20 protein-coding genes are annotated in these 25550 nt (G+C 68.5%); 10 read left to right on the forward strand and 10 right to left on the reverse strand.

The annotated features are described in order from the left end of the window. Positions 1-62: 62 nt before the first annotated feature. Positions 63-1619: a hypothetical protein gene (locus tag NV348_RS15540; protein WP_447147593.1), complete on the reverse strand. Its 1557-nt coding sequence runs from the start codon at positions 1617-1619 to the stop codon at positions 63-65. Between the two features lie 18 nt (positions 1620-1637). On the opposite strand from NV348_RS15540, the gene NV348_RS15545 reads away from it, so the two are divergent. The 6 genes from NV348_RS15545 to NV348_RS15570 all read left to right on the forward strand — a co-directional run bounded on the left by NV348_RS15545 (position 1638) and on the right by NV348_RS15570 (position 10024). Then, on the forward strand, positions 1638-5465 hold the full coding sequence (locus NV348_RS15545) for a murein biosynthesis integral membrane protein MurJ (RefSeq protein WP_447147594.1): 3828 nt from the start codon (positions 1638-1640) through the stop codon (positions 5463-5465). Positions 5466-5791: 326 nt separating this feature from the next. Continuing rightward, entirely contained in the window at positions 5792-6352 is a 561-nt protein-coding gene (sigM, locus tag NV348_RS15550; protein WP_447147595.1) for an RNA polymerase sigma factor SigM, read from the forward strand. 96 nt (positions 6353-6448) lie between these two features. Next, positions 6449-7243, forward strand: a complete 795-nt coding sequence (locus NV348_RS15555; protein ID WP_447147596.1) for an RsmA family anti-sigma factor — start codon at positions 6449-6451, stop codon at positions 7241-7243. A gap of 96 nt (positions 7244-7339) precedes the next feature. After that, a complete protein-coding gene (trxB, locus tag NV348_RS15560) occupies positions 7340-8326 on the forward strand; it encodes a thioredoxin-disulfide reductase (protein ID WP_447147597.1) in 987 nt (328 codons plus the stop codon). 41 nt (positions 8327-8367) lie between these two features. After that, positions 8368-8700 (forward strand): thioredoxin, encoded by a 333-nt coding sequence (gene trxA / locus NV348_RS15565; protein ID WP_019050115.1) that lies wholly within the window; start codon positions 8368-8370, stop codon positions 8698-8700. 130 nt (positions 8701-8830) lie between these two features. After that, positions 8831-10024: an N-acetylmuramoyl-L-alanine amidase gene (locus NV348_RS15570; protein ID WP_447147598.1), complete on the forward strand. Its 1194-nt coding sequence runs from the start codon at positions 8831-8833 to the stop codon at positions 10022-10024. Between the two features lie 96 nt (positions 10025-10120). Here the strand turns inward: NV348_RS15570 and NV348_RS15575 are convergent, their stop codons facing one another. From NV348_RS15575 to rpmH, 9 genes are all read right to left on the reverse strand, one after another. Continuing rightward, a complete protein-coding gene (locus tag NV348_RS15575; protein WP_447151055.1) occupies positions 10121-10846 on the reverse strand; it encodes a GNAT family N-acetyltransferase in 726 nt (241 codons plus the stop codon). A 106-nt stretch (positions 10847-10952) separates the two neighbouring features. Beyond that, positions 10953-11981, reverse strand: coding sequence for a ParB/RepB/Spo0J family partition protein (locus NV348_RS15580; RefSeq protein WP_447147599.1), 1029 nt, complete (start codon positions 11979-11981; stop codon positions 10953-10955). A 34-nt stretch (positions 11982-12015) separates the two neighbouring features. Then, the gene (locus tag NV348_RS15585; protein WP_255588799.1) at positions 12016-12957 is read right to left on the reverse strand and encodes a ParA family protein; all 942 of its coding nucleotides are present in this window, start codon (positions 12955-12957) and stop codon (positions 12016-12018) included. Between the two features lie 2084 nt (positions 12958-15041). Then, a complete protein-coding gene (rsmG, locus tag NV348_RS15590; RefSeq protein ID WP_447147600.1) occupies positions 15042-15782 on the reverse strand; it encodes a 16S rRNA (guanine(527)-N(7))-methyltransferase RsmG in 741 nt (246 codons plus the stop codon). A 173-nt stretch (positions 15783-15955) separates the two neighbouring features. Beyond that, positions 15956-16489 (reverse strand): Jag family protein, encoded by a 534-nt coding sequence (locus NV348_RS15595; RefSeq protein ID WP_447147601.1) that lies wholly within the window; start codon positions 16487-16489, stop codon positions 15956-15958. Positions 16490-16513: 24 nt separating this feature from the next. After that, positions 16514-17590, reverse strand: coding sequence for a membrane protein insertase YidC (gene yidC, locus NV348_RS15600; RefSeq protein ID WP_447147602.1), 1077 nt, complete (start codon positions 17588-17590; stop codon positions 16514-16516). A gap of 4 nt (positions 17591-17594) precedes the next feature. Continuing rightward, a complete protein-coding gene (gene yidD, locus NV348_RS15605) occupies positions 17595-17894 on the reverse strand; it encodes a membrane protein insertion efficiency factor YidD (protein ID WP_447147603.1) in 300 nt (99 codons plus the stop codon). After that, on the reverse strand, positions 17891-18310 hold the full coding sequence (gene rnpA, locus NV348_RS15610) for a ribonuclease P protein component (protein ID WP_447147604.1): 420 nt from the start codon (positions 18308-18310) through the stop codon (positions 17891-17893). Before rnpA ends, yidD begins: the two co-directional genes overlap by 4 nt. A 23-nt stretch (positions 18311-18333) precedes the next feature. Continuing rightward, positions 18334-18477, reverse strand: a complete 144-nt coding sequence (gene rpmH, locus NV348_RS15615) for a 50S ribosomal protein L34 (protein ID WP_005516618.1) — start codon at positions 18475-18477, stop codon at positions 18334-18336. 653 nt (positions 18478-19130) lie between these two features. Between rpmH and dnaA the strand changes: the two genes are divergently transcribed. The 4 genes from dnaA (at position 19131) to NV348_RS15635 (ending at position 25183) form a co-directional block, all read left to right on the forward strand. After that, a complete protein-coding gene (dnaA, locus tag NV348_RS15620; RefSeq protein ID WP_447147605.1) occupies positions 19131-21329 on the forward strand; it encodes a chromosomal replication initiator protein DnaA in 2199 nt (732 codons plus the stop codon). 783 nt (positions 21330-22112) lie between these two features. Then, positions 22113-23288, forward strand: coding sequence for a DNA polymerase III subunit beta (dnaN, locus tag NV348_RS15625; protein WP_447147606.1), 1176 nt, complete (start codon positions 22113-22115; stop codon positions 23286-23288). A 24-nt stretch (positions 23289-23312) separates the two neighbouring features. Continuing rightward, the gene (recF, locus tag NV348_RS15630) at positions 23313-24509 is read left to right on the forward strand and encodes a DNA replication/repair protein RecF (protein WP_447147607.1); all 1197 of its coding nucleotides are present in this window, start codon (positions 23313-23315) and stop codon (positions 24507-24509) included. A gap of 137 nt (positions 24510-24646) precedes the next feature. Continuing rightward, entirely contained in the window at positions 24647-25183 is a 537-nt protein-coding gene (locus NV348_RS15635) for a DUF721 family protein (protein WP_218722274.1), read from the forward strand. The last annotated feature ends 367 nt before the right edge of the window (positions 25184-25550 follow it).

Raw genomic sequence — 25550 nt, forward strand, 5'->3', positions numbered from 1 at the left:
CTGAGACGCGGGCGGGGGAACATGGCAGACAAGGACGAGAGTGGCACGGGTGAGCGAAACGCTCATCGGACCGGCGGGATTCGCGGGTTGCGCCGGGTACAGGAGGCATGATGGGCGACGATGATTCCGCTCATCGGCACGACCACGACGATCGCCGCGACGGACCGGCACGCCCGGCCCCGGTCGCGCCATGGGAGCGTGGCATGACGGGCGGGGAACACGAGGGGAACGTCGCCGCGCCGCGTCCGGGAGCGCCGGAAGGTCGGCCGTATCGGCCCGCCGAGCCGGGGTTCGACCAGCAGGGTGGGCGTCAGCCGGGCCAGGGGCAGCCCGGTTACCGGCCCGCCGATCAGCCGGCCCCTGGGTATCGGCCGGTTCCCACCGATCGGCCCGGCAATCGTGCGCCGGATCCGTCGCGCGCGGCGTACGGCGATCGGCACGACGGTCCGCAGCACCCCGACGTTCCGCGTGTGCAGTTGCCGGGGCAGCCCGGTGAGTTTCCGCAGCAGCGTCCCGGCCAGGGCGATCGTCCAGGTGTTCCGCCGCAGCGTCCTGTGCCGCCTGCCGGTCGCTCGGGGGAGTTCCCGCAGCAGCAGCGTCCCGGTCAACCGCCACGTCCGACCGCCGGTCAATCGGGTGAGTTCCCGCTGCAACAACGGCCGGGCCAACCGCCGCATCCGACCGCCGGTCAATCGGGTGAGTTCCCGCAGCAACAACGGCCGGGCCAACCGCCACGTCCGACCGCCGGTCAGTCCGGTGACCCGCTGCACCAGCGCCCAGGGCAGCCGCCGCGTCCGTCTGCGGGTGAGCAGTCGGGTGAGTTCCCCAGGCAGCAGCGTCCCGGTCAGCCGCCGCGCTCGGGTCGCCCGGGTGAGTTCCCGCCGGCGCACCCCGGTGCCGACGAACTCCGGGGGCAGCGCCCGCTGCCCGGCTCCGGTGGTTTCCCGCCGGAGCCACGTCCGGGCCACCCCGGACCCGGCGCTCGCGCCGACGAGCTCCGGCCACCGCGACCCGGACCGAGCTCGGGCGAGTTCCCGCAGCAACGGCCAGGCCAACCGCCACGTCCCGTAGCCGGTCCCGGTGGGCAGTCGGGTGAACTGCCCCGGCAGCAGCGCCCCGGCCAGCCTCCGTATCCGGCGTCCGGCGCCGACGATTTCCCCCAGCCACGGCCCGGCCTGCCTCCGCGTCCGGCGTCCGGCGCCGACGAGGTCTCCCAGCAGCTGCGCCCGCAGCGTCCCATGCCCGGTGATCGTGCGGGTGAATTCCCGCCCGAGCAGCGTCCAGGTTGGTCGGGTGGGCGCCCCGACGACCTCCGGCCGCAACGGCCCGGACCGAGCTCGGGCGAGTTCCCGCAGCAACGGCCCGCGCCGCCGCACGCGTCGGCTTCGGGAGCGATTCCGCGGCAGGCTCGTCCCGATCTCGACGCGGGTGTGCGTCCGCAACGAGGTCCGGTGCCGCCGGGTCCGGGTGCGGGCGAGTTCGCCCGGAATCCGGGTGCCCCGCGCGGTCCACAGTCCGGTGCCATACCCCGGCAGGGCCGCCCCGACCAGCTGTTCGGCGATCAGCCCGGCGGTGACGCCGCGGGCCGTCGACCGGAGGGCAGGCGCAACGCGCCGCAACGCCCGTCCTACCCCGGGATGCCCGGCACGCCGGTCGGCGCGCAGGCCGAACCCGCGGGCCGTCGAGCGACGGGTGGACGACGCGCGGCCGTCGACGACCTGGCCGCCGCCAAGACCCAGAAGATCGCCCGCCCCGAACGGGTGGCGACCGAGAAGCCGGCGACCCCGCAGAGCGCCAACGCGAAACTGCTCAAGGACTCGGGCTCGATCGCAATCGCGACGCTGGTCAGCCGCATCACCGGCTTCGCCAAGCAGCTGCTGCTGCTGACAGTGCTCGGTCCGGCCATCGCCAGTGCGTTCATCTCGGCGAACCTGATCCCGAACATGGTGGCCGAGCTGGTCCTCGGCGCCGTGCTGACCGCCATCGTCGTGCCGACCCTGGTGCGCGCCGAACACGAGGACGCCGACAACGGCGCCGCGTTCGTCCGAAGACTGGTGACCGCCGCCTTCGCGGTGCTGTTCGCCGCGACCGTGCTGACGCTGGCCGCGACGCCGATCCTGGCCAGCCATGTGCTGGTGGCCTCCGACGGCAAGGTGAACACCCACCTCACCACCGCGCTGACCTACCTGCTGGCGCCGGCGATCCTCTTCTACGGCATGTCGGCCCTGTTCACCGCCATCCTGAACACCAGGCAGGCGTTCAAACCGGGCGCGTGGGCGCCGGTGCTGAACAACGTGGTCGTGCTGGCGGTGCTGGCCCTCTACGCGCTGACACCCGGCGAGATCACCCTCGATCCGGTGCGGATGAGCGACCCGAAACTGCTGGTCCTCGGCATCGGCATCACGGTGGGTGTGGCCACGCAGGCGCTGAGCCTGCTGCCCGCGATCCGCAGGCACGGCATCAATCTGCGACCGCTGTGGGGCGTCGACGCGCGCCTCAAGCAGTTCGGCAAGATGGGTGCCGCGATCATCCTGTACGTGCTGATCAGCCAGATCGGCCTGGTTGTCGCGAACAACATCGCCTCCTCCGCCGACGAGGCGGGTCCCGCGATCTTCGCCAACGCGTGGGCCCTGCTGCAGCTGCCGTACGGCGTGCTCGGTGTCACCCTGCTCACCGCGATCATGCCGCGGCTGAGCCGCAACGCCGCCGCCGACGACACCCCGGCCGTGGTCGACGACCTGTCCGTCGCCACCCGGCTCACGATGATCGCGCTGATCCCCGTGGTCACCTTCCTGACCCTCGCGGGCCCGGAGATCGGCCAGGCGCTCTACGGCTACGCCCGATTCTCCGGCGACGCCGAGCGCCTCGGCAGCGCGGTCAGCTGGTCGGCGTTCTCGCTGATCCCGTACTCCCTGGTGCTGATCCACCTGCGCGTGTTCTACGCGCGCGAGCAGGCCTGGACGCCCACCTGGATCATCCTCGGCATCACCACGATCAAGATCCTGTTCTCGGCGCTGGCCCCGGTGCTGGCTCGCGACAGCGACGACGTGGTGATCATTCTCGGTGTCGCCACCGGCCTCGGTTTCACCGCGGGCGCGGTGATCGGCGGCCTGCTGCTGCACCGCAGCCTGGGCGATCTCCGCATGGCCAACGTCGGCCGCACCGTGACGCGAGTACTGCTCGCGTCCGTGGCGGGTGGCGCGGTGATGCTCATCGTCGACACCGTGACCGGACTCGACCGGGTCTCCGGCGGCGCGGGTTCGCTGCTGCGCGTCGTCATCGACTCGGTGGTCATGTTCTCGGTCGCCTTCGGCCTCATGCGCCTGGCCGGCATCCCCGAGGTCGTGGCGATCACCGTCGCCGTCTCGCGCAAGCTGGGGATCACCCCGCCCGCGCCGGATCTCGGCCTGGACGAGACCCCTGCCGAGGACATCTACGCGACCACTATTCTGCGCAGGCCCGACACCTACGCGTTCCCGGCGTATGGGCCGTCGATGGACACCCAGACGATGGTCCTTCCGGTGATCCGGCCCGGTGCTGTTGACATCACCGGTCAGGCACAGTTCCCGTACGCTGTTCGGCATACCGACATGGGTGGCGATGACGCCAGCACGCGGAAGATTCCGCGAGATCAGGCCGAAGGAGGACCGAGGGTGAGCGATGACGCGGTGGGCGGCGTCCCGGCCGCTGATTCTGCGGCGCGCGCAGCAGGAGGAATGTCCACCGATGTCGATCCTGCCGCGTCCAACGCAGCAGGATCCGAGCAGGCCGACACGCCCGACGAGGCCGAATCGCCGCATAACAGCTCGGCAGAGGAGCAGGGACCGGCCGACGACGCGCGCGCGATGCCGCCGCACGATCCGACGCACGACACCGGCATGCTGCCGATTCCGCCGCAGGTCCCGCCTGCCGCGGCGGCGAACCGTGCCCAGCGTGGCCCCAAGCTGATCCCCGGCGCGTCCGTGGCGGGCGGCAGGTATCGCCTGCTGGCCGGGCACGGCGGCGCGCGTGGCCTGAAGTTCTGGCAGGCACTCGACATCAAGCTCGACCGCGAGGTGGCGCTGACCTTCGTCGATGCCGACCAGAAGTCGGGGGAGAATTCCGGGCACGACGGCCCGCAGGCGATCCTGTCGCGCACGCTGCGCCTGGGCCGGATCAACTCGCCCGGCCTGGCCAGGGTCCTCGACGTGGTCCGCGGCAGCTCCGGCGGCATCGTGGTCGCCGAGTGGACGCCCGGTCGCTCGCTGCGCGAGATGGCCGAAACCGTTCCCTCGCCGATCGGCGCGGCCAGGGCCATCAGGGCACTCGCCTCGGCAGCCGAACTGGCCCACCGCGGCGGCGGCTCGCTGTCGATCGATCATCCGGACCGGATCCGGATCAGCGCCTCCGGTGACGCCGTACTGGCGTTCCCCGGAACCCTCGGCGATTCCGACGCCCAGGGCGACGTGCGTGGCCTCGGCGCCATGCTCTACGCCCTGATCACCGCGCGCTGGCCCATCCGGGTCGGCGGCGTCACCGGGACCGCGGCCACCATCGGCGGCCTACGGCTGGCCGATTTCGGCCCCGACGGCACCCCGGTGGAACCGCGGCAGATCCGGCCGGAGGTCCCGTTCGAGATCTCGGCCGTCGCGGTCCGTTCGCTGGAGTCGAACAAGGGCGTGCGGACGGCCGCGACGGTGCAGCACGTGCTCGAGCAGGCCTCGGTCGTGGACCAGAAGACCGACTTCATCCCGGTCCTGCGGCTGGGTCAGCGGGCGGTCGCGAGCGGACCGGATTCGCTCGCCGATCCGGAACTGCTCGCCGCCGAGCGGGAACGCTCGCAGCGGATGATGTGGATCATGGTCGGCCTCGGCGTCCTCGCGGCGCTGGTCGTCGGCATCCTGATCTGGTGGATGGTCAGCATCTTCGCGCCCGGCGCCTCGGACAAGCCGCTGGACGAGCAGATCAACATCGGGCTCACGTCGAGTGTGGCGCCGCCGAGCGCGGCACCGCCGGCCGGGCAGACCCCGGCCGCGCCGCCGACCAGCGTGCCGGTGCCCGTCACCGGCGCCGCGGTGTTCTCCCCGGAGGGCACCCCGGACGGGGCGGCGGCCGCGGGCGCGGTGCTCGACCAGAACCCGGCGACGGTGTGGCGCACGGATCAGTACTTCCAGCAGTTCCCCGCCCTCAAGAAGGGCGTGGGGCTGCTGGCCACGCTGCCGACGCCGGCGAAGCTGACCAACGTCTCGATCACCTCGCCCAGCGCGGGTAGCACGGTCGAGATCCGCACCTCGCCGACCGAGACGCCCACGCTCGACCAGACCCAGTTGATCGGCTCGGCCAAGCTCGTCGACGGGGTCACCGACATCGCCGTGCAGACCGATCAGGCCGCTCGTTTCGTGCTCGTATGGATCACCGGACTCGCGAATTCGGGCGGTCAGTTCCAGACCGCTATCGCCGATGTCCGCTTCGACGCCGCGCCCTAGCCCCGCGTCGACCCAGCTCCCACCGCTATCAGCGCAGGTGGCCGCCTAATTCCGCGCGGAGATCGGACGTTCGTCGAACTACGTCCGGTTGGTGCGCAATTGTTATCGACGATATGATCGGGGCCGCGCTCTCGGCTGGGAGCTTCCCAGGATTTGTCGACGTCGATCCTGGACGCCGCAGTAGTCAGGTGATGGATCGGCCTCGTTCGCCGACGTGAAGTCGCCGTAATGAGCGCTGTCCAAGGGGTCAGGTGTCGCCGGAAGTCAACGAGCAGGTACGCGGGGGGAGAACGCGGCAGGTCGCCGCATACCGCGACCGTTCGTTCGTGCTGGAGAACGGCAGCGACAAGGAACTGCTGGCTGCCCACGTCCGCGGGGTGCCACACGCCTTCGCCGAGCTGTTGCGCAGGCACAAGGACCACCTGTGGCAGACCGCGCTGCGTACCTCCTACAGCCGCGAGGACGCCGCCGATTCACTGCAGGACGCGCTGCTGTCCGCACATCGCACCGCGGGCTCGTTCCGGGCCGAGGCCGAGGTGCGCAGCTGGCTGCACGCCATCGTCGTCAACGCCTGTCTGGACCGGATCCGCCGCAACAAGACCCGTCGCGCGATATCGATCACACCCGACACCATGCCCGAGGCGATCGAGCCGCGCGACGTGTTCGCCGAGTACGAACTGTCGACCGTCGTCGGCGAGGCACTGTTCACGCTGCCGGAGGATCAGCGGCTCGCCCTGGTCATGGTCGAGATGGAAGGCCGCAGCGTGGCCGAAACCGCCGCTGCGCTCGGCGTGGCGGAGGGCACGATCAAGAGCCGTTGCTCCCGAGCGCGCGTACGTTTGCAAGAACGTTTGGAATTTTTCCGGGATCCGGGGAACCGGATCTAGCCCGGATGCGTCATTAACAGTGACGAACAAGTCAGCGATGTAAATCCTGCGATCCGATATCGACAGAACAGGGGAGGTGCGAGGGTGTCTAGATCCGTGCCGCAGCCTCCGTTCCCGTCGGAACTGCTGGCCGATCTGCACGGCGACAACCTCGCGGCCGAACTGCGCGAGCAACTCCTGCCACAGGTCAGCGCCGACCCAGACGCGCTGCACTACCTGAGCCGGCTCGACGAGGTGAACGTCCACCTCCGCGCACTGGCCACCGACGAGCGGGTCATGCACCCCATGCCCGACGACGTCGCAGACCGTATGTTCCGTTTCGTCGCCGATCTCGACGCGGGCGACGGTCCCACCGAACGCTTGACGACCCCGCCGACCGTCCAGGAAGACGGCCCCACCGACCGGCTGACCACGATGTCGGTCCCACCGCCCGCACCGCAACCGCCCGTCGAGGCGCCGGTCTCGCTGGCGCAGTACCGATCCCGGCGCCGGATGGGCCTGCTCGCCGCGGCGGCCGCCGCCGTGGCCGTACTCGCCGGCGCCGGCGCCGTCGTCACGACGCTGAACACCACCGACGGCACCCCGACCGCCGCGCCGTTCACCGAACCCGACACCCCCGGCGACGAACTCACCACCGCCGCGGCGCTCAGCGCCCTCGGCAAGCGCGAGGTTCGTGGTCCGCTGGCCGACGAGGCCGCGCTGGCCCGCTGCGTCGCGGCCAACGGGATCGACCGCACCGTCCTCGGTGCGTCGAGCATCACGTTCCGCGGTACCGACGCGGTGCTCGTGCTCGTCATCGGGCCCAAGCCGCCGACCATCACCGCGCTGGTCGTGGGCGCGGGCTGCACCACGGGCGCGCCCGAACAGCTCGCGCTCCGCGATATCGGCTGACACGGCGCTTCGAGGGAAGCGCCGTGGCCCCGGGAACAACACCGTTTAGGCTGTTGTTGACCGACACGTCCCCAGTTGTCTTTTCGGAAGGGCCCCATGAGCACGCCAGTTCGCGACCTGATCATCGTCGGCTCAGGACCCGCCGGTTACACGGCGGCCGTCTACGCCGCCCGCGCGGAACTGCAGCCGCTCGTGTTCGAGGGCACCCAGTTCGGTGGCGCCCTGATGACCACCACCGAGGTGGAGAACTTCCCCGGCTTCCGCGAGGGCATCATGGGCCCCGACCTCATGGAGCAGATGCGCGAGCAGGCCAAGCGTTTCGGCGCCGACCTGCGCACCGAGGACGTCGACGCGATCGACCTGTCCGGCCCCATCAAGAAGGTGACCGTCGGTGACGAGACCTTCGAGGCCTACGCCATCGTGCTGGCCATGGGCTCGGCCGCGCGCTACCTGAACGTCCCGGGTGAGCAGGAGCTGCTCGGCCGCGGCGTGAGCGCCTGCGCCACCTGCGACGGCTTCTTCTTCAAGGGCCAGGACATCGTGGTGGTCGGCGGCGGCGACTCGGCCATGGAGGAAGCGACCTTCCTCACCAAGTTCGCGGCCAGCGTCACCGTGGTGCACCGGCGCGAGGAGTTCCGCGCCTCGCGGATCATGCTCGAGCGCGCCAAGGCCAACGAGAAGATCAAGTTCCGGCTCAACGCCGAAGTGGTGAAGGTCAACGGCGAGACGAGCGTCACCAGCCTGACCCTGCGCGACACCCGCACCGGCGAGGAATCCGAGCTCGCCGCGACCGGCCTGTTCGTCGCCATCGGCCACGATCCGCGCAGCGAACTGGTCAAGGGCCAGATCGCGCTCGACGGCGAAGGCTATGTACAGGTGACCGATCCGGGTACCGCCACCGACGTGGCGGGCGTGTTCGCCGCGGGCGACCTGGTCGACCACACCTACCGCCAGGCGATCACCGCCGCGGGCACCGGCTGCCGCGCGGCGATCGACGCCGAGCGCTGGCTCGCCGAACAGGGTGACATCACCGCCAACACCCTCGAAAACGCCGACGGCTCGGCAGCGGTCTCCACCAACTGATTTCGAGCACGTCGAGTTCCACCCCAGCAAGGAGTACAGCCATGGCCGAGAGCGCCAACACCATCACCGTCACCGACCAGTCCTTCGCCGATGACGTCCTGCTCAGTGAGAAGCCGGTGCTGGTCGACTTCTGGGCCGACTGGTGCGGTCCGTGCAAGATGGTCGCCCCCGTGCTGGAGGAGATCGCGGGCACCCATGCCGACAAGCTGACCATCGCCAAGCTCGACACCGAGGCCAACCCCGGTGCGGCGCGCGATTACCAGATCCTGTCCCTGCCGACGATGATCCTGTTCCAGGGCGGCAAGCCCGTGAAGCAGATCGTCGGCGCCAAGGGCAAGGCGGCACTGCTGCGCGAACTCGACGGTCTCATCTGACCAGCGGTCTGATAAAGCACCTCCTACCGGCCGACGCGCCGTAGGATGCCTGGACCCGGGATTCCCTTAATACGGCCCGGGTCTGAGACAATCGAGGCGACGCTCCGGCCGAAGGAAAGGGCTCTTACGCATGCACCGACTTCGTCACGGCGATTCAGGACCAGCCGTAGCAGAGGTTCGGAGCACCCTCGCAAGCCTGGGCTTCCTGCATCCCCAACACGGCGATTACTGGAAGGACACCGACGCGGAGTTCGACCGGCCGCTGGACTCGGCGGTGCGCGCGTTCCAGCAGCAACGCGGTCTGCTCGTCGACGGTGTGGTCGGTCCGGCCACCTACCGCGCGCTGAAGGAAGCCTCCTACCGCCTGGGTGCCCGCACACTGATCTACCAGCTGTCCGCGCCGCTCTACGGTGACGATGTCGCGACCCTGCAGCGCAAGCTGCAGGACCTCGGCTTCTACGTGCACCGGGTCGACGGCTACTTCGGCCCACACACCCACGAGGGGCTCAGCGCGTTCCAGCGCGAGATCGGTCTGTCCGCCGACGGCATCTGCGGCCCCGACACCTTGCGTTCGCTGGACTTGCTCGGCGCGCGCGTGACCGGCGGCAACCCGCATCGCATCGCCGAGGAAGAGGTGGTGCACCGGGCGGGCCCGCAGCTCACCGGCAAGCGCATCGTCATCGACCCCGGGTTCGGCGGCGCCGACAAGGGTTTCGCGGTGCCGACCGAGTTCGGTGACGTCTTCGAGTCGGAGATCCTGTGGGATCTGGCCTCCCGGCTGGAGGGCCGGATGGCCGCCACCGGCATGGAGACGTTCCTGTCCCGGCCGTGGGGCGCCAACCCCACCGATGTCGAACGCGCCGAGACCTCCAATGCCTTCGACGCCGACCTGATGATCTCGCTGCGCTGCGCCACGAGTGACAACCCGTCCGCGAAGGGCGTCGCCGGTTTCTACTTCGGCAACTCGCATGGCTCGGTGTCGATGATCGGCCAGGTGCTGGCCGGCTTCATCCAGCGCGAGGTCGTCGCCCGCACCTCGGTGCAGGACTGCCGGACCCACCAGCGCACCTGGGACCTGCTGCGGCTCACCAAGATGCCGACCGTGCAGGTGGACCTCGGCTACCTCACCAACGAATACGACGCCTCGGTGCTCACCAACCCGCGCATGCGCGACGTGATCGCCGAAGCCATCCTCATCTCGGTGAAGCGGCTGTACCTGCTCGGCCAGGACGACCAGCCCACCGGCACCTATACCTTCGCCGAGCTGCTCGCCGAAGAGCTGGCCGCGCAGGACCGCCTCCCCGAGAATTCTGGCTTGGTCTAGGCGCGCACAGAGTTCGCCGGGCGACCGGCGGTTGAGCTGGAGTGCGGTCTCGGCACACCACAAGCGGCCCCGCGCAGGCAGGGCCGCTTGTTGATTTCAGTGCACGCCGACGCGGGTGGGTGGCACCATCGAGGCCGCCGCGAGGAGCTGATCGAGGGCGCGCTCCACGTCTTCCTTCCAGCCGTGGTCGGAGTCGAGCTCCAGCCGCAGGCGGGGGAAGCGGTGATGCGGGGCCACCACTTCGAAACCGACGTCGGCCAGGAAATCGGCGTCGATCATGCAGGTTTCGGGGGTGCACTGGGTCGCCGCCGCCGGATCGCGCAGCGGCGCCGCGATCCGTTCCATCAGCCGCATGGACGAACCGAGGCCGCGGTCGGCCAGCGAGCTGGTCGACGGACCGTTGCGAATGCCGAATGCCTCGATCGCGCGCACACCACGACGCACCAGATCGGCCACCACGCCCTGAATCAGCCGATGGGCTACATCGGCCTCCTCATAGGGGAATTCGGCCTGCAGCGTGGTCAGCAGGACCGCGTCCGGGCTCACGGGGGAGGTGGGGAACAGGGTCGACCGGGGGACGGCGCTCGGCGGCGAGTACAGCGCGCAGCCGGCGATGTTGTTGTCGACATGCGCCAGCTGACCGCACGAGCCCCACTCGAGCATTACGGTCGAGAGCCAGGCTTCCTTCTCGAAGACCGGATCGCTGAAAGCGTGTGAGTCGGCAGCGACGGCTGGATCGAGCTCCCAGAACACACACCGCCGGGTGTGCGCCGGGAGCTGATCGAGTCGATCGAGGGTCAATGCCGTGACGCTGGTCGACACCGCTCTGCTCAGCCTCCAGCTGTCCGATTCATCCACGCTCACGCCACATCACTATCCACAGTAATGCCGCCTCTTTCAATTATGTAGAAAGACTGGGAGTGCCCCGTCACAGTGACGTTTCAGGGCCGGATTGCTCCATCAGCGCCACAATGCGCTCGAGGTCTTCGACGGAACCGAACTCGACAACGATCTTGCCTTTACGCTTTCCGAGGCTGACCGTGACCCGGGTGTCGTAGGAGCCCGACAGCCGTTCGGCCACTTCTTGCAGACCCGGCATGTGGATCGGCTTACGCTTCGGCGCCGGGGGAGCGACCTCCGCTGGATTGCGGTTCGCCAGCGTCACCGCTTCCTCGGTGGCCCGAACCGACAACCCCTCGGCGACGATCCGCGCCGCCAACACTTCCTGCGCGTCGGCTCCGGCATCCAAACCGAGCAGCGCCCTGGCGTGTCCGGCCGAGAGCACCCCGGCGGCCACCCGACGCTGCACGGGGATCGGCAGCTTCAGCAATCGGATCATATTCGTCACCACCGGTCGCGAACGACCGATTCGCGAGGCCAATTCCTCGTGGGTGACATCGAATTCCTCGAGCAGCTGCTGATAGGCGGCCGCCTCTTCGAGCGGGTTCAGCTGCACGCGGTGGATGTTCTCCAGCAGTGCGTCGCGCAGCATCGAGCCGTCGGCGGTGTCGCGGATGATCGCTGGGATCGTCGTCAGTCCGGCTTCCTGGCACGCGCGCCACCGGCGCTCGCCCATGACCAACTGGAACTTGTCGACGCCCGGTTCGACCCGGCGCACCACGATCGGCTGCATCAGCCCGAACTCGCGGATCGAGTGCACCAGCTCCGCCAGCGCCTCCTCCTCGAAGACCTGACGCGGCTGCTTGGGGTTGGGTTCGATCTGCTCGGCGGGCACCTCGCGGTAGACCGCGCCGCCGGGGGAGACGAGGTCTTCCTCCGGTTCGGGTTCGGCATCCGGGACGCGATGCAGGAACGCCTCGGCCGGCTGCGGGCCGATCGGGTTGATCCCGATCACGCTCGCCGCGGCACTGCTGAGGCCCGGCGCCGTCGCCGCCGGACCCGTCGGGATCAGTGCGGCCAACCCGCGCCCGAGACCGCCCTTTTTCGCCTGACTCATCGGCTACCGATCCCTTCCTCGTTCCAACACACCACTACGACGCGTCCTGGCGGAGCTGGGCGCGGGCGGCGAGCTCGCGCCCCGCATCCAGGTAGCTCATCGCACCGCGGGAGCCTGGATCATAATCGAGCACGGTCATTCCGTAGCCCGGCGCCTCCGAGACCTTCACGCTGCGCGGAATCATCGACTTGAGGACGACATCGCCGAAGTGGTTACGCACTTCCTCGGCCACCTGGTCGGCCAGTTTGGTGCGGCCGTCGTACATCGTCAGCAGCACCGTCGAGACGTGGAGTTCGGGATTGAGGTGCGCCTGCACCAGCCCGATATTGCGGAGCAGCTGACCGACGCCCTCCAGCGCGTAGTACTCGCACTGGATCGGGATCAGCACCTCCTTGGCCGCCACGAGCGCGTTGACAGTGAGCAGGCCGAGGGAGGGCGGGCAGTCGATGAGGACGTAATCGATGTCGTACCCGGCCATCGCCGCTTCGTGGATCGCGGCCTTCAGCCGACCTTCCCGGGCGACCATCGAGACGAGCTCGATCTCGGCGCCGGCGAGGTCGATCGTGGCCGGCACACACAGCAGTCGCTCGCTGTGCGGGCTCTGCTGGATCGCGTCCTTGACGGTCACTTCACCGATCAGCAGTTCGTAGCTGGACGGCACACCGGAGTGATGCGCGACGCCCAGCGCCGTGCTCGCGTTGCCCTGCGGATCGAGATCGACGACAAGAACCGTCATGCCCTGGTGCGCTAGCGCCGCAGCGAGATTGACCGTCGTCGTGGTTTTACCCACGCCGCCCTTCTGGTTGGCGATGGTGATGATCCGTTGCTCGCGGGGTTTCGGCACAGTGACCTTTCCTGGATGCAGAATCTGGCTGGCGCGTTGCGCTTCCGCCGCGATCGGGGTCTCGGCCGGGGAGATGTGCCCGAAAGGAGTGTTCCCGAACGTCTCCGCGTCGAAGTTGCTGGAATCCAGCATCCCCGGGACCCGCGACGCTGTTTCCCGTGAAACATTCGCCGGACCGCTCGACATAGACAGCTCCTAACCCGAGAAACTTCAGATCACGTTCTCCCGACCGAGCGTCGGCGCCGTGTCATCACAAACAAGATCGGCGGCGTCCGGCCACTGCCACGGTGGCTCCCGGCGCGCACGCCCGACTGTGAACAGCTTGCCAGCACTACGACAGATAGGAAAGCTGAATCGCGGCACGCCGGGAAGGACACACCCAAGTTCGCGCAATTCGGTTTCCAGGTCGATGTTTCACGGGAAACACAGGGGAGTGGCGGCGCCGAAATCGGATGAACGAGATGAACGATCAGACCTTCCGACCCGACACCCGACCCATGACGACGCCCGTCCGAACCGTCCGCACGGTCTTCACCTACCCGGAACGGATCCCCGGCGAGGCACCGGCTTTCACCACCCCGAGTCGGGTCCATGACACGACACCTCTCCAGTGTGCCGCCGCCTCACCGGGATGGTCTCCGCGCCGAACGCGGTGACGCCTTAGGTGTTGCGACACCGTGGTGTTGGGACGCCCTCGGTGGTGGGACGCCGTGGTGTTGCGACGCCCTCGGTGTTGCGACGCCGTTCGGTGCCGCGGACCCTGTCAGTGCTACGACCCCTTTCGACGTAGCGGACCGGGACGACGGGGCCGGCGGTGGCATCGTCAGCTATCACGTCGAGGCGCTCGAATGTCCGACCACCACACCGGAACCGGCGACGGGCCCTCGGCCGCACTGGTCGAACCACACCCACTCCGTCCTCCGTGGGCGATCTCGGCGAGGCGCGGGCATGGCGTGCGAATCCGTCGGCGCCACCGGAAACTTCGGCACGGTCTTCCGATACCAACCACTGATGGCGCGGAAGGACTCGAGGTCTGCCCGCGTTCGGTCAGACCGAGTCCAACACCATCGACTGGCTCGCGAACCCCGACCTCACGGTGAGGGTCCTTGCGCGGCGGCCGGGCAGGATGATCACCACCCACCTCCGGAACCCGATGCCGGACCTTGCCGACCGAACTCATCGGCCGCCTCGTCCACCGGCGAGCGAAAACCGTTCAGCGCCGACCGATCCCGGACGTCCTCCCGAACCGCACGCCTCGAACCCACCTCGCCACCACCGCGGTGCTCCTCGATAGGAAAACGGAGAGCCAGTTGCCCCGGCGGAACCGCCAGTCGCCCATCGCTTCGCCGATCAGCTGCCGTCCCGCATCGCCGACCTCGAGCCGTGCGGCCTCCCGACGATCGTCCACGGCGACCTCCATGCCGACAACCGCCGGGCGGCGGGGACCAGCTCACCGTCCCCGACTTCGCCGACGCGCATCACGAGCACCCACGATCGACGGACTCCGTCCCGCGATCTTCCTGTCGGCCGATCTCACCCGCTACTCCCGGATGGTGTGGATCAGCGTGTGCCGGTGACGTGCCGCCGCAGCCCGACCTGGCCGAGATCGCCGCCTGGCATGGGTCGCCGCCTGGGCGTGGATCGCCGCCTGGGCGTGGATCGCCCCGAATGCGCCGAGGACCGACCTCGCAGGCAATCCGGAGCGGTATACGACGTGGCTGGCCGAGGTGCTCGAGATCGCAGACCGCGAGCCGCAACGCACCATGGACGGCGTGGTCCCGCAGATCGAGGCGTCGCCGTGCTCACGCCACAAGCAGGTAGCGCGTCGATGCGACGCACACCACCACCCAGGAAGCAGGCGATCCCGGGCAGGTGATCCACTCCGCACCCTGCCAACCACTCCGCACCCTGCGATGCGCTCCGCACCCTGGGATGTGCCAAGCAGTTGATGGCGCCGAGCTACGCACACCTCTACCGCACCTGGACGAGATTGAGCCAAGAGGGCGGATCTATCACGAAGGCGATCCGACAGGGGAAGTTCGACAAGGCAATCACTCAGGCCAACCGTCAGTGATCGCATTGCTCGAAGGTCCACGTTCCACGTGAAACAGTTCAGCAGGGCGGTTTGCGACACTCCGGCGCGACCATCAAATTTCGACCCAGCTCTACGGTAGGCAACTACCCTCGGCTACTTTCGTCACGTTACGAAACATGAATTATCGCTTCCGCGACTTCTTCTCCGCGCTAGCGACCTTCCGCCCACTCCGACGCGTCGGCCGCTCAGCCCGGGGGAGCAGTTCGGCGCTGATCACCAGAGTCGGCACCTCCACGATCCCAGCACCGCACCCGACCACCCGGAGATCGGTGGCACCATCGCGGATCAGTTCGGCGCCGTCCCGCTCGAGTTCCTCGGCGGCACTCGTTCCCTTGAGCGCGAGCATCCGGCCATGATCGCGGAGGAGGGGGAGGGACCAGTGCGCGAGCTTCGCGAGCGGAGCAACCGCGCGGGAGGTGACGACATCCGCGCCGCCGGCCTCCTTGATCACACCGGACTGCTCGGCCCGTCCACGAACCACGGTCACATTCTTCAGTCCGGCCTCTTCGATGAACTCACCCAGAAACACCGTGCGCCGCAGCAGCGGCTCGACGAGGGTGATCCGGAGGTCCGGCCGGGCGATGGCCAACGGGAGGCCGGGGAGTCCGGCGCCACTGCCGACGTCGACAACGGACGCGCCCTCGTCGATCAGCTCACCGACCACGGCGCAGTTGAGGATGTGCCGCTCCCAGAGGCGGGGGACTTCGCGGGGGCCGATGAGGCCGCGCTCCACGCCGGCGGTGGCCAGCGCCGCGCAGTAGCGGCGGGCGAGGTCCAGGCGGTCGCCGAACACCCGCGCGGCAGCGGCGGGCGGTTCCAACTCGGCGGACAGCGCACCCAGTTCGAGTTCCACGTGAAACATCCTTCCGAGTGGGGGTCGATCGCAATTGGGCATGAATAAGGCCCCCGGTCCGAGACCGGAGGCCCTAATCACACCAAACGTGGGCAGTGGCCCTGACGGCACTCCCGAGGGCCCCGCGTGGTTACGCTTCGCTACCGCCTACGGGCCCGCCGGTCACGCCGGGCGGAATCAGCCTACTCGGGCACTACCACCACATGCCGATTCGGCTCGACACCTTCACTCTCGCTCGCCACACCGTCGATATCGGCGACGGCGTCGTGCACGATCTTGCGCTCGAACGGAGTCATCGCCGACAGCGCCTCGGGCTTGCCCGACTCGAGCACCCGCTTCGCCGCCGCGACACCGAGCTCGCTCAGATCGGTGCGACGCTGCGCGCGCCAGCCGGCCACATCGAGCATCAGCCGGCTGCGGACGCCGGTCGCCTGCTGCACGGCCAGGCGGGTCAGCTCCTGCAGCGCGTCGAGAACTTCGCCGTTGCGTCCGACAAGCTTGGTCAGATCGCGGCCGCCATCGATGCTCACGATGGCGCGGTCACCCTCGACATCGAGGTCGATGTCGCCGTCGAAGTCGAGCACGTCCAGCAGCTGCTCGAGGTAGTCGCCCGCGATCTCGCCCTCTTCGATCAACGCTTCTTCGGCGTCGTTCACGACGTCAACAGTCGTCGCCACAGTGGCGTCCCCTCCGTCGGTCTCGGTCTCAACAGTCATTGGATTCCTCTATCTGATCGCCACTCAGCGCTTACGCTTCTGGTTCGCGCGGCCTCGGTTACCCGGCCGCTTCTGGCCGCCCGGCCTGCGCTGGCCGCCACCCTGCTTGGCGGCCTGCTTGGAGGTGCCGTTGGTCGCGGCGGTGCCGTTGGTCGCGGCGGTGTCCTCGGCCGGGGCGTCCTGTTTCTTGCGGACGTCGACCGGCTTGACGCCGGGCTTGGGCGCGTTCTGCGCACGCTGCTCCAGCTTCTTCGCCTTCTTCTCTTCCTCTTCCTTCTCCATGCGGCCGAACACCAGGTGCTGCTGACCGTAGGTCCAGATGTTGTTGGCCACCCAGTAGATCAGGATGCCGATCATCAGGAAGGGGCCACCGACGAGCACGCCGAGCGGGAACACCCACAGCGACAGCTTGTTCATGATCGCGGCCTGCGGGTTGGCGGCGGCTTCCGGCGTCTGGCGCTGGACGGAGGCACGCGCGTTGAAGTGCGTCGCCAGACCGGCGATCACCATGAGCGGGATCGCGACGAGGGCGATGCTCAGCTTGGTCGGCGTGCCACCCCACTCGGCGAACGCTTCCAGCTCGCTCTGCGGCATGGTGATGAAGGACGCGATCGGTGCACCGAAGATGCGGGCGCTCAGGAACGACTGGACATCGGCCGCGCTGAAGATGTAGTTCGGGGTGTGCGCGTTGTCGTACGCGGACATGCCCAGCTGACCGAAGCCGTGGCCGGTGCGGTTGAACGAGCGCAGTACGTGGAAGAGACCGAGGAAGACCGGCACCTGCACGAGGACCGGCAGACAGCCCATCAGCGGGTTGAAGCCGTGTTCCTTCTGCAGCTTCTGCATCTCCCGCGCCATGGTCTCGCGGTCGTTCTTGTACTTCTTCTGCAGCTCCTTGATCTGGGGCTGCAGTTCCTGCATCTGCTTGGTGGTGCGCACCTGCTTCACGAACGGCTTGTACAGCACGAGCCGCAGCGTGAAGACCAGGAAGACGATGGCGAGGCTCCAGGCGAGCCCACTGTCCGCTCCGAACACGAAGCCGAAGGCTTTGTGCCAGAACCACAGAATCGCGGATACCGGCCAATAGATGATGTCGAGCACGGCTCTAGGTACTCCCGTCGTTCGTATCGCCGATCAGCGCGGGCGATGACTTTGTGCAGGCATTCGACCCGCGCTCTGGCACGGGATCCCACCCTCCAGGGTGCCAGGGCGCGCATTTCGCGAGGCGCACGACCGTCAGTGCCGATCCGACGAACAGCCCGCGCGTGCGCAGGGCGGTCACCGCGTATTCACTGCAGGTGGGAGTGAACCGGCAGATCGGCATCCGGGTGGGGGAGACATAGGTCCGGTACAGCTCGATCAGGAAGATCAGCGCCTGCGCCGGTAGCCGGGTGATGCTCCTCATCGCCGCTCACCGGCCGGGGTGCGACCGAGCGCGGGCTCCGGTGTACTACGCAAACCGAGCTTGCGTAGTCCGGTGCGCAGCTGGCGCAGCAACTCGGCGGAGTCGGCGGTGGCCGCACCGGGCAGTGCCCGGATCACGACATCGGTACCGGCCGGCAGTTCGTCGACGATCTGGCCGCACATATGACGCAGGCGGCGGGCCACCCGGTGGCGAACCACCGCGTTACCCACCGCCTTGCTCACAATCAGCCCGAACCGCGGACCGCCTACCCGGATCAGGGAATCGACGTCGGCGACATCGTCGTACGTGTGCGTGAACGCGTGTACGACGAGATCTCGCCTCCCGATTCGCTGACCGCGGCGCACCGTGCGGGAGAATTCGGCACGGTGGTGCAACCGATACGGCTCAGGCAACACCCGAGCTGTCCGACTACGCGCGATCAGGCAGTCAGTTCGGCACGGCCCTTACGGCGACGCGCCGAAACGATGGCGCGACCCGCACGGGTGCGCATCCGGAGGCGGAAGCCGTGCACGCGCGCCCGACGACGGTTGTTCGGCTGGAACGTCCGCTTGCCCTTGGCCACGGTCAACACTCCTCGAGTTGGTGGGCACCATTCGGCGCCCGAAGTCTGTTCAATGATTCGGATGTCTGCGCAGCGGACCGCGGTCTACACGCAGAAAGCCTTGGCGATCGACGTGCAGCACACAGCCGCCACCGCGCCAAGGGGTGACTGTACGAGGGTACTGATACCGCTACGCAGGGTCAAACTCGGCCCCCAGGGCACGTGCGCGAGGCACGGTGTCCAGATTACCGGACCTTGGCGCGTCGCCCCGAGCTGGGCCGACCTGGCACGACACGCCCGGGACGCACTCACGCATCGGGAGACTTTTCGTGAGTTCGTCCACACCTCTGGCCTTCTGCGGCAGCGACGGCTAACCTCTGTAGCCGGGGGATTGCTGAAGAACCGCAGGTCCAGCCCCATTCACTGCCACACGCTGGCAGATTCCCTCTATCCCCAGGTTTGTCCACATCTGTGGATAATTGTGTGGAAAGACGGCCGGAGTGGCATATTCGTAGGGCCGACGGTGCCCGCGCCGCAGTCCGGATTCTGGGACCGCACGGCGTTCGAACCGGCTTCGGTTGTACGCAGGATCACTGGATTCCACCTGTTCACAGGTGGTTACCTGCGTGCGCCCGGCCGTGGGCCCCAACAAACCGGTCCGGGGAGGACGCTGCATGGACGACGAGCAGAATGTGCTGGCTACCGTATGGCCTGAGGTGGTTGCCGAGCTCACCACCGGCTCGGCCGACGGCGCCATCCCCGCGGTCAGCCGTGCGCAGCAGGCCTGGCTGAAACTGGTCAAACCGCTCACCGTCGCCCAGGGCTTCGCGTTGCTGTCGGTTCCGTCCTCGCTGGCGCAGGAGGCGATCGAGCGTGATCTGCGCGAGCCGATCCTGCGATCGCTGGGTCGCCGGCTGGGTCCGCAGGTGGAAGGACTGGGTGTTCGCATCGCCGCGCCGAGCCCGGCCGCGGGGGAGCGGGCAGGCAGTTCGCCCCGGCACGCCAGGATGACGAGCCGGCCGGAGCGCCCGCGCGAGCAGGTGCGCCCGCCGACCGGCTATCCCGGTCCCGATTTCAGTGTTCCCGACTATGCCGCGCGTAGCGAGTACGGCCGTCCCCGCTACGGCGCGGGCGAGTACCCCGCGGGCAACGGCGAGTACGGCAACGATTTCCAGGGCGGGCAGGAGTATCCGCCCACCGGTGACTACGGCAACAGCTACGGCGGCCGCGAGTACCCCGCGCAGCCGGGCGAGTACGGCGAGCGGTCCGACTACACCGGTCACCGTGAGTACCAGGCCGAGCCCGAGTACCGGCAGCCCGAACCGGAATACCCGGCGCAGCCGGAGTACCAGCAGCAGCCGGAGTACGCGCCCGCGCCGGAATACGGCCAGGCACCGGAGTTCCAGCCCGAGCGCACCGAGTTCCCCGGCGCCGACTTCGAACCGACCGCGGTCTACCCGGTCCCCGACTTCGCCAACGGCGAGTTCGGTGGTCGTGGGGAGTTCCGCGGCGCGCGCCCGGATCAGCGTCCGGCCGACGCCGCCCCGCCCGCCCGGCGCGAACAGTCCGGTTCGCCCCGGCGTGAGCACATCCCGCCCGGCCAGGAGTCGCTGTTCACGCCCGACCCGCCGCCGCAGCGCGCGCCGAGCCGGGGCCGGGGTCCGCAGCAGGAGGAGCCGCTCGCTGCGCGGGCCGAGGAAGCCCCCGTCGAGGCCGCGCCGGAACCGCTGCGGCCGGGCACGCCCGGTGCCGAGCCCGCCGACGACGAGCCGGTGGTCGACGCCCGCAACAACTGGCCGACCTACTTCAACAAGTCGCCCGAGGCTCCGCCGCAGGCGTCGTCCTCGGCGAGCCTGAACGCCAAGTACACGTTCGAGACATTCGTCATCGGCGCGTCCAACCGGTTCGCGCACGCGGCCGCGGTCGCCATCGCGGAAGCGCCGGCCCGGGCCTACAACCCGCTGTTCGTCTGGGGTGCCTCGGGTCTGGGCAAGACGCACCTGCTGCACGCGGCCGGGCACTACGCGCAGCGGCTGTTCCCCGGCATGCGGGTGAAGTACGTCTCCACCGAGGAGTTCACCAACGACTTCATCAACAGCCTGCGCGACGACCGCAAGGTCGCGTTCAAGCGCCGCTACCGCGAGACCGACATCCTGCTGGTCGACGACATCCAGTTCATCGAGGGCAAGGAAGGCATCCAGGAGGAGTTCTTCCACACCTTCAACACCCTGCACAACGCGAACAAGCAGATCGTCGTCTCCTCCGACCGCCCGCCCAAGCAGCTGGCGACGCTGGAGGAGCGGCTGCGGACCCGCTTCGAGTGGGGCCTGATCACCGACGTGCAGCCGCCCGAACTCGAGACCCGCATCGCGATCCTGCGCAAGAAGGCGCGGATGGACCGGCTCGATGTGCCGCACGACGTGCTCGAGCTGATCGCCAGCCGGGTGGAGCGCAATATCCGCGAGCTCGAGGGCGCCCTGATCCGGGTGACGGCGTTCGCTTCGCTCAACGGCCAGCCGCTGGATCTCTCGCTGGCCGAGGTCGTGCTGCGCGATCTCATGCCCGACACCGCGGCCCTGGAGATCAACGCGGCGACGATCATGGCCGTCACCGCCGAGTACTTCAACACGACGCTCGAGGAACTGACCGGGCCTGGCAAGGCCCGGCCGCTCGCGCAGGCCCGCCAGATCGCGATGTACCTGTGCCGCGAGCTCACCGATCTGTCGCTGCCCAAGATCGGTCAGGCGTTCGGCCGCGACCACACGACGGTGATGTACGCGGAGAAGAAAGTGCGCAAGGAGATGACCGAGCGCCGCCGCGTCTACGACCAGGTGCAAGAACTCACAGCCCGAATCAAACAGCGCTCGCGCTGATTTCATCCACACCCTCGAACACCGCCCTGACCTGGGGCGGTGTTCTTTTTTGCCCTGTGGATTCCTCGAGGAATCCCTGTGGAGTCCTCGAGGAATCCACCGGTTGTGCACCGATCGGCGCACAGGGCCTGGGGAGCGATCTGGGAGTGTTCGCTCACAGGGAGTTGTCCACATCGTCCACAGCCCGATCCACTCACACCCCCACGGTCATCCCGACCTGCGACGACGGCGGATCGGCCCTGTGGATTCCTCGAGGAATCCGTGTGGAGTCCTCGAGGAATCCACCGGGTTGCCACCACCCTGCCCCCGCGTGTGAACAACAGGGTGAATCCGGTGGAACAACTCGAGGACTACTCGAGGATGGAATTGGGACAACTTCGGGCGTCCACAGCCACCCCCGGTTCATCCTCGAGCCACCCCACGGCCATCCCCATCCCGACTTGCCCTCTGACCTGCGGATTCGGTTGAAGTCCACAGATTCCACAGTGCCTACTACTACTTCAGTTCTATTTCTTGAAGAGATCTCTTCAAAACAAGGTGTGTGGAAAGTCGGTCGGACAGGCTCAGCTCGGTCGGTGCTCCACTCACAAGCGGCAAGGAGGGGAGGGGACGGGTAGGGAGGGCTCGATCGGCTGGGAGGGTCGATGCGGACTTCCCGCGATGCCCGGGTACCGTTTGGTTGTCGGCTTGTTGTGCGAGACTCAGTGCGCGGCCGACGCAGCACCTCAACTCCGCTGAACACCCCGCACACGGATTCGAAACTCGGAGAGGACAAATCGGGCGATGGAGCTTGCGAGCATGAAGTTTCGGGTCGCCCGAGAGGATTTCGCCGAGTCGGTGGCCTGGGTGGCGCGCAGCCTGCCCTCCCGTCCTCCGGTGCCTGTTCTCGGTGGTGTGCTGCTGGTAGCCGACGAGAACGGACTGACGGTCTCCGGCTTCGACTACGAGGTCTCCGCGCAGATGCGGGTGGCCGCCGAGGTCGCCGGTCCCGGCCAGGTGCTGGTCTCGGGCCGTCTGCTCGCCGACATCACCAAGGCCCTGTCCAACAAGCCGGTCGACGTCTCCGTCGACGGCACCCGCGTGCTCATCGCCTGCGGTAGCGCCAAGTTCTCCCTGCCGACCATGCCGGTCGAGGACTATCCCCAGCTGCCCGAGGTGCCGCAGCAGACCGGTGAGCTCGGTGTGGATGTGTTCGCCGAGGCGGTCGGCCAGGTCGCCGTCGCCGCCGGCCGTGACGACACACTCCCCATGCTCACCGGCATCCGGGTCGAGATCGAGGGCAACGACGTGGTGCTCGCCGCCACCGACCGCTTCCGCCTGGCCGTGCGTCATCTGCAGTGGCAGCCCACCCGCTCCGACATCGAGACCGCCGTGCTCATCCCGGCGCGCACGCTGTCCGAAGCCGCCAAGACCCTCGGCGCCACCGACGCGCCCGTGCAGCTCTCGCTGGGCAGCGGTGGCGGGGCCGATGGCCTGCTCGGCATCGTCAACGCGGGCAGGCGCACCACCACCCGTCTGCTCGACGCGGAATTCCCCAAGTTCCGCCAGCTGCTCCCCAAGGAGCACACCTCCATCGCCACGCTGCCTGTCGCTGCGCTGTCCGAGGCGATCAAGCGTGTCGCCCTGGTGGCCGAGCGCGGGGCCCAGGTGCGTCTGGAGTTCTCCACCGACGGCGTGCTGCTGTCGGCGGGTGGGGACGACGCGGGCCGCGCCGAGGAATGGCTGGAGGCCGACTTCCGCGGTGAGCCGCTGACCATCGCCTTCAACCCCGGTTACCTGACCGAAGGCCTGTCGGCGCTGCACGCGGAGCGGGTCACCTTCGGGTTCACCACCCCCAGCCGTCCGGCCGTGCTGCTGCCCGCCTCCGACGAGGAGCCCAAGGTGGTCGAGTCCGGCGCGTTCGCGGCGCTGGAGAGCCAGTACATCTACCTGCTGATGCCGGTCCGGCTGCCCGGCTGAGCCGGCCCGCCCGCGTAACCTGGCATGTTCATTCGTGCGCTGTCGGTCCGTGATTTCCGGTCGTGGGAACACGCCGAGCTCGAGTTGTCCCCAGGGCGCACGGTGCTGTTGGGGGCGAACGGCAACGGCAAGACCAACCTGCTCGAGGCGATCGGCTATCTGGCGACGCTGGGTTCGCATCGGGTCTCCGCCGACGCGCCGCTGATCCGGATGGGGGCGACGCAGGCCAGGATCGGGGCGACCGTGGTCAACGCGGGCCGCGAACTGCGCGTCGACGTGGAGCTCAAGCAAGGCAGTGCCAACCGGGCCCAGATCAATCGGTCCCCGGTGCGCCGGTCCAGGGAGATCCTCGGCATTCTGCAGACCGTGCTGTTCGCGCCGGAGGATCTGTCGCTGGTGCGCGGCGATCCGGGGGAGCGCCGTCGGTTCCTCGACGAGTTGTGCACAGCCCGCCTGCCCAGGCTGGCCGGGGTGCGCGCCGACTACGACAAGGTGCTGCGCCAGCGCTCGGCCCTGTTGAAAACCGCTGGGCGCCATGTGCGTTCCCGCGCCGACCTGAGCACCCTCGATGTGTGGGACGGGCATCTGGCCGAGCACGCCTCGGTGCTGCTGGCCCAGCGATTGCGCCTGGTCCACGACCTGTATCCGTATCTGGCACAGGCCTATCGGTCGATCGCGCCCGAATCACGGCCCGCGGCAATCGCTTACCGCTCGGGTTACCTGCCGCCGGAATTGCTCGACCCGGCCAGGGAGCCCGCGGCCGACGATGTGGCGCAATTGCACGAGATCGTGTTGCGTGAGCTGGCCGCCGCCAGGAGCCGTGAACTCGAGCGCGGCGTGTGCCTGGTCGGCCCGCATCGTGACGACCTCGACCTGCTCCTCGGCAGCGCGCCGGCCAAGGGATTCGCCAGTCACGGCGAATCCTGGTCGTTCGCGCTGGCCCTGCGGCTGGCCTCGTTCGAACTGCTGCGCAGCGCCGGGACCGAGCCGGTGCTGCTGCTCGACGATGTGTTCGCGGAACTGGATCGGCGCAGGCGTACCGCGCTGGCCGAGGTGGCCGCCGGCGCGGAGCAGGTGCTCATCACCGCCGCGGTGGCCGAGGACGTGCCGTCCGAGCTGGCCGCCGAACCGCTGCGGGTGCAAACCACCGGCGAAGCCGACCGGCGCACCTCGCGGATCGTCACCGAGGTGGCCGAACAATCCGAAGATATGCACAGATAGCGATAGTTATCAACAGCGGCCTGTGGAAAACCGGCAACATGCTGGACATATGCCGGATCGGCCTGGACGGTGCTGTCGGCGCTCCGGCGTAGACTCAGTCCGCACTCGGCCAGCATCGACACCGGAAGGGAACCGAGGTGAGCGAAGAGCCCGAACCGGAGCTGCGCGGGATCGACCTGGCCCGGCGCGCACTGGAGGAGGCCAGGGCGGCGGCCAAGGCCAGCGGTAAGTCGGTCGGCCAGGGCCGGGCGTCCCCGGTCCGCAAGCTGCGCGCGGGCGGCCGCAGGCGCACCGGCTGGTCCGGCGCCGGTCCCGACCCGCGTGATCCCCAGCTGTTGTCGGCCCTGACCGGCTCGATCGCGAAGAGTCGTGGCTGGTCGGGCAAGGTGGCCGAGGGCATGGTGTTCGGTCGCTGGACCAGCGTGGTCGGCGAGGACATCGCCTCGCACGCCACCCCGGTGACCCTGGAGGGCGGCGTGCTCAAGATCGCCGCCGAGTCCACCGCGTGGGCCACCCAGCTGCGCATGCTGCAGGGCCAGATCCTGGCCAAGATCAACGCCGCGGTCGGTCAGGGCGTGGTCACCTCGCTGCGGATCACCGGACCCGCCGCGCCGAGCTGGCGCAAGGGCGAACGACACATCAAAGGCCGCGGACCGCGCGACACCTACGGATAGCCGGGCGGTGGCCGGGGCGAGTTGCCTTGTGACCGCGGCGCTCTCGGCCCCGGAGTTTTGTACATGTGGACAAAACCTGTGGATAACTCGGGGCGTCCGGGAGGGCGGGTGACCGCGTTTCACGTGGAACCACCGAACGCAAGTCTCACGCCAGTTCTGCCGGGCGGAAATCTCCGGAAGGCGGAATCTTGTCACCGTAGACCGATTTCTTGCATTCACGGCGGCGTCAGGGGTGTCGTAGGTGCACTGTAAGTTGGGCTTACCAGTAGGATGGTGACGTAACCAGCGGCGAACCCTCGACGCGTGCTGTGCAGTCCGCGTGCTGCCCGATCGCTGCGACAGGGATCAGCAAGTAAGGAGAGCTACC

The sequence above is a fragment of the Nocardia fodinahabitans genome (genome assembly GCF_052983615.1).

What these genes read in the sequence shown, in the direction of transcription:
- NV348_RS15570 (WP_447147598.1), top strand. Translation starts at nt 8,831, where the DNA reads ATGCACCGACTTCGTCACGGCGATTCAGGACCAGCCGTAGCAGAGGTT.
- NV348_RS15580 (WP_447147599.1), bottom strand. Translation starts at nt 11,981, where the DNA reads ATGAGTCAGGCGAAAAAGGGCGGTCTCGGGCGCGGGTTGGCCGCACTG.
- trxB (WP_447147597.1), top strand. Translation starts at nt 7,340, where the DNA reads ATGAGCACGCCAGTTCGCGACCTGATCATCGTCGGCTCAGGACCCGCC.
- NV348_RS15545 (WP_447147594.1), top strand. Translation starts at nt 1,638, where the DNA reads ATGCCCGGCACGCCGGTCGGCGCGCAGGCCGAACCCGCGGGCCGTCGA.
- trxA (WP_019050115.1), top strand. Translation starts at nt 8,368, where the DNA reads ATGGCCGAGAGCGCCAACACCATCACCGTCACCGACCAGTCCTTCGCC.
- dnaA (WP_447147605.1), top strand. Translation starts at nt 19,131, where the DNA reads ATGGACGACGAGCAGAATGTGCTGGCTACCGTATGGCCTGAGGTGGTT.
- recF (WP_447147607.1), top strand. Translation starts at nt 23,313, where the DNA reads ATGTTCATTCGTGCGCTGTCGGTCCGTGATTTCCGGTCGTGGGAACAC.
- yidD (WP_447147603.1), bottom strand. Translation starts at nt 17,894, where the DNA reads ATGAGGAGCATCACCCGGCTACCGGCGCAGGCGCTGATCTTCCTGATC.
- dnaN (WP_447147606.1), top strand. Translation starts at nt 22,113, where the DNA reads ATGGAGCTTGCGAGCATGAAGTTTCGGGTCGCCCGAGAGGATTTCGCC.
- NV348_RS15585 (WP_255588799.1), bottom strand. Translation starts at nt 12,957, where the DNA reads ATGCTGGATTCCAGCAACTTCGACGCGGAGACGTTCGGGAACACTCCT.
- NV348_RS15595 (WP_447147601.1), bottom strand. Translation starts at nt 16,489, where the DNA reads ATGACTGTTGAGACCGAGACCGACGGAGGGGACGCCACTGTGGCGACG.
- rsmG (WP_447147600.1), bottom strand. Translation starts at nt 15,782, where the DNA reads ATGTTTCACGTGGAACTCGAACTGGGTGCGCTGTCCGCCGAGTTGGAA.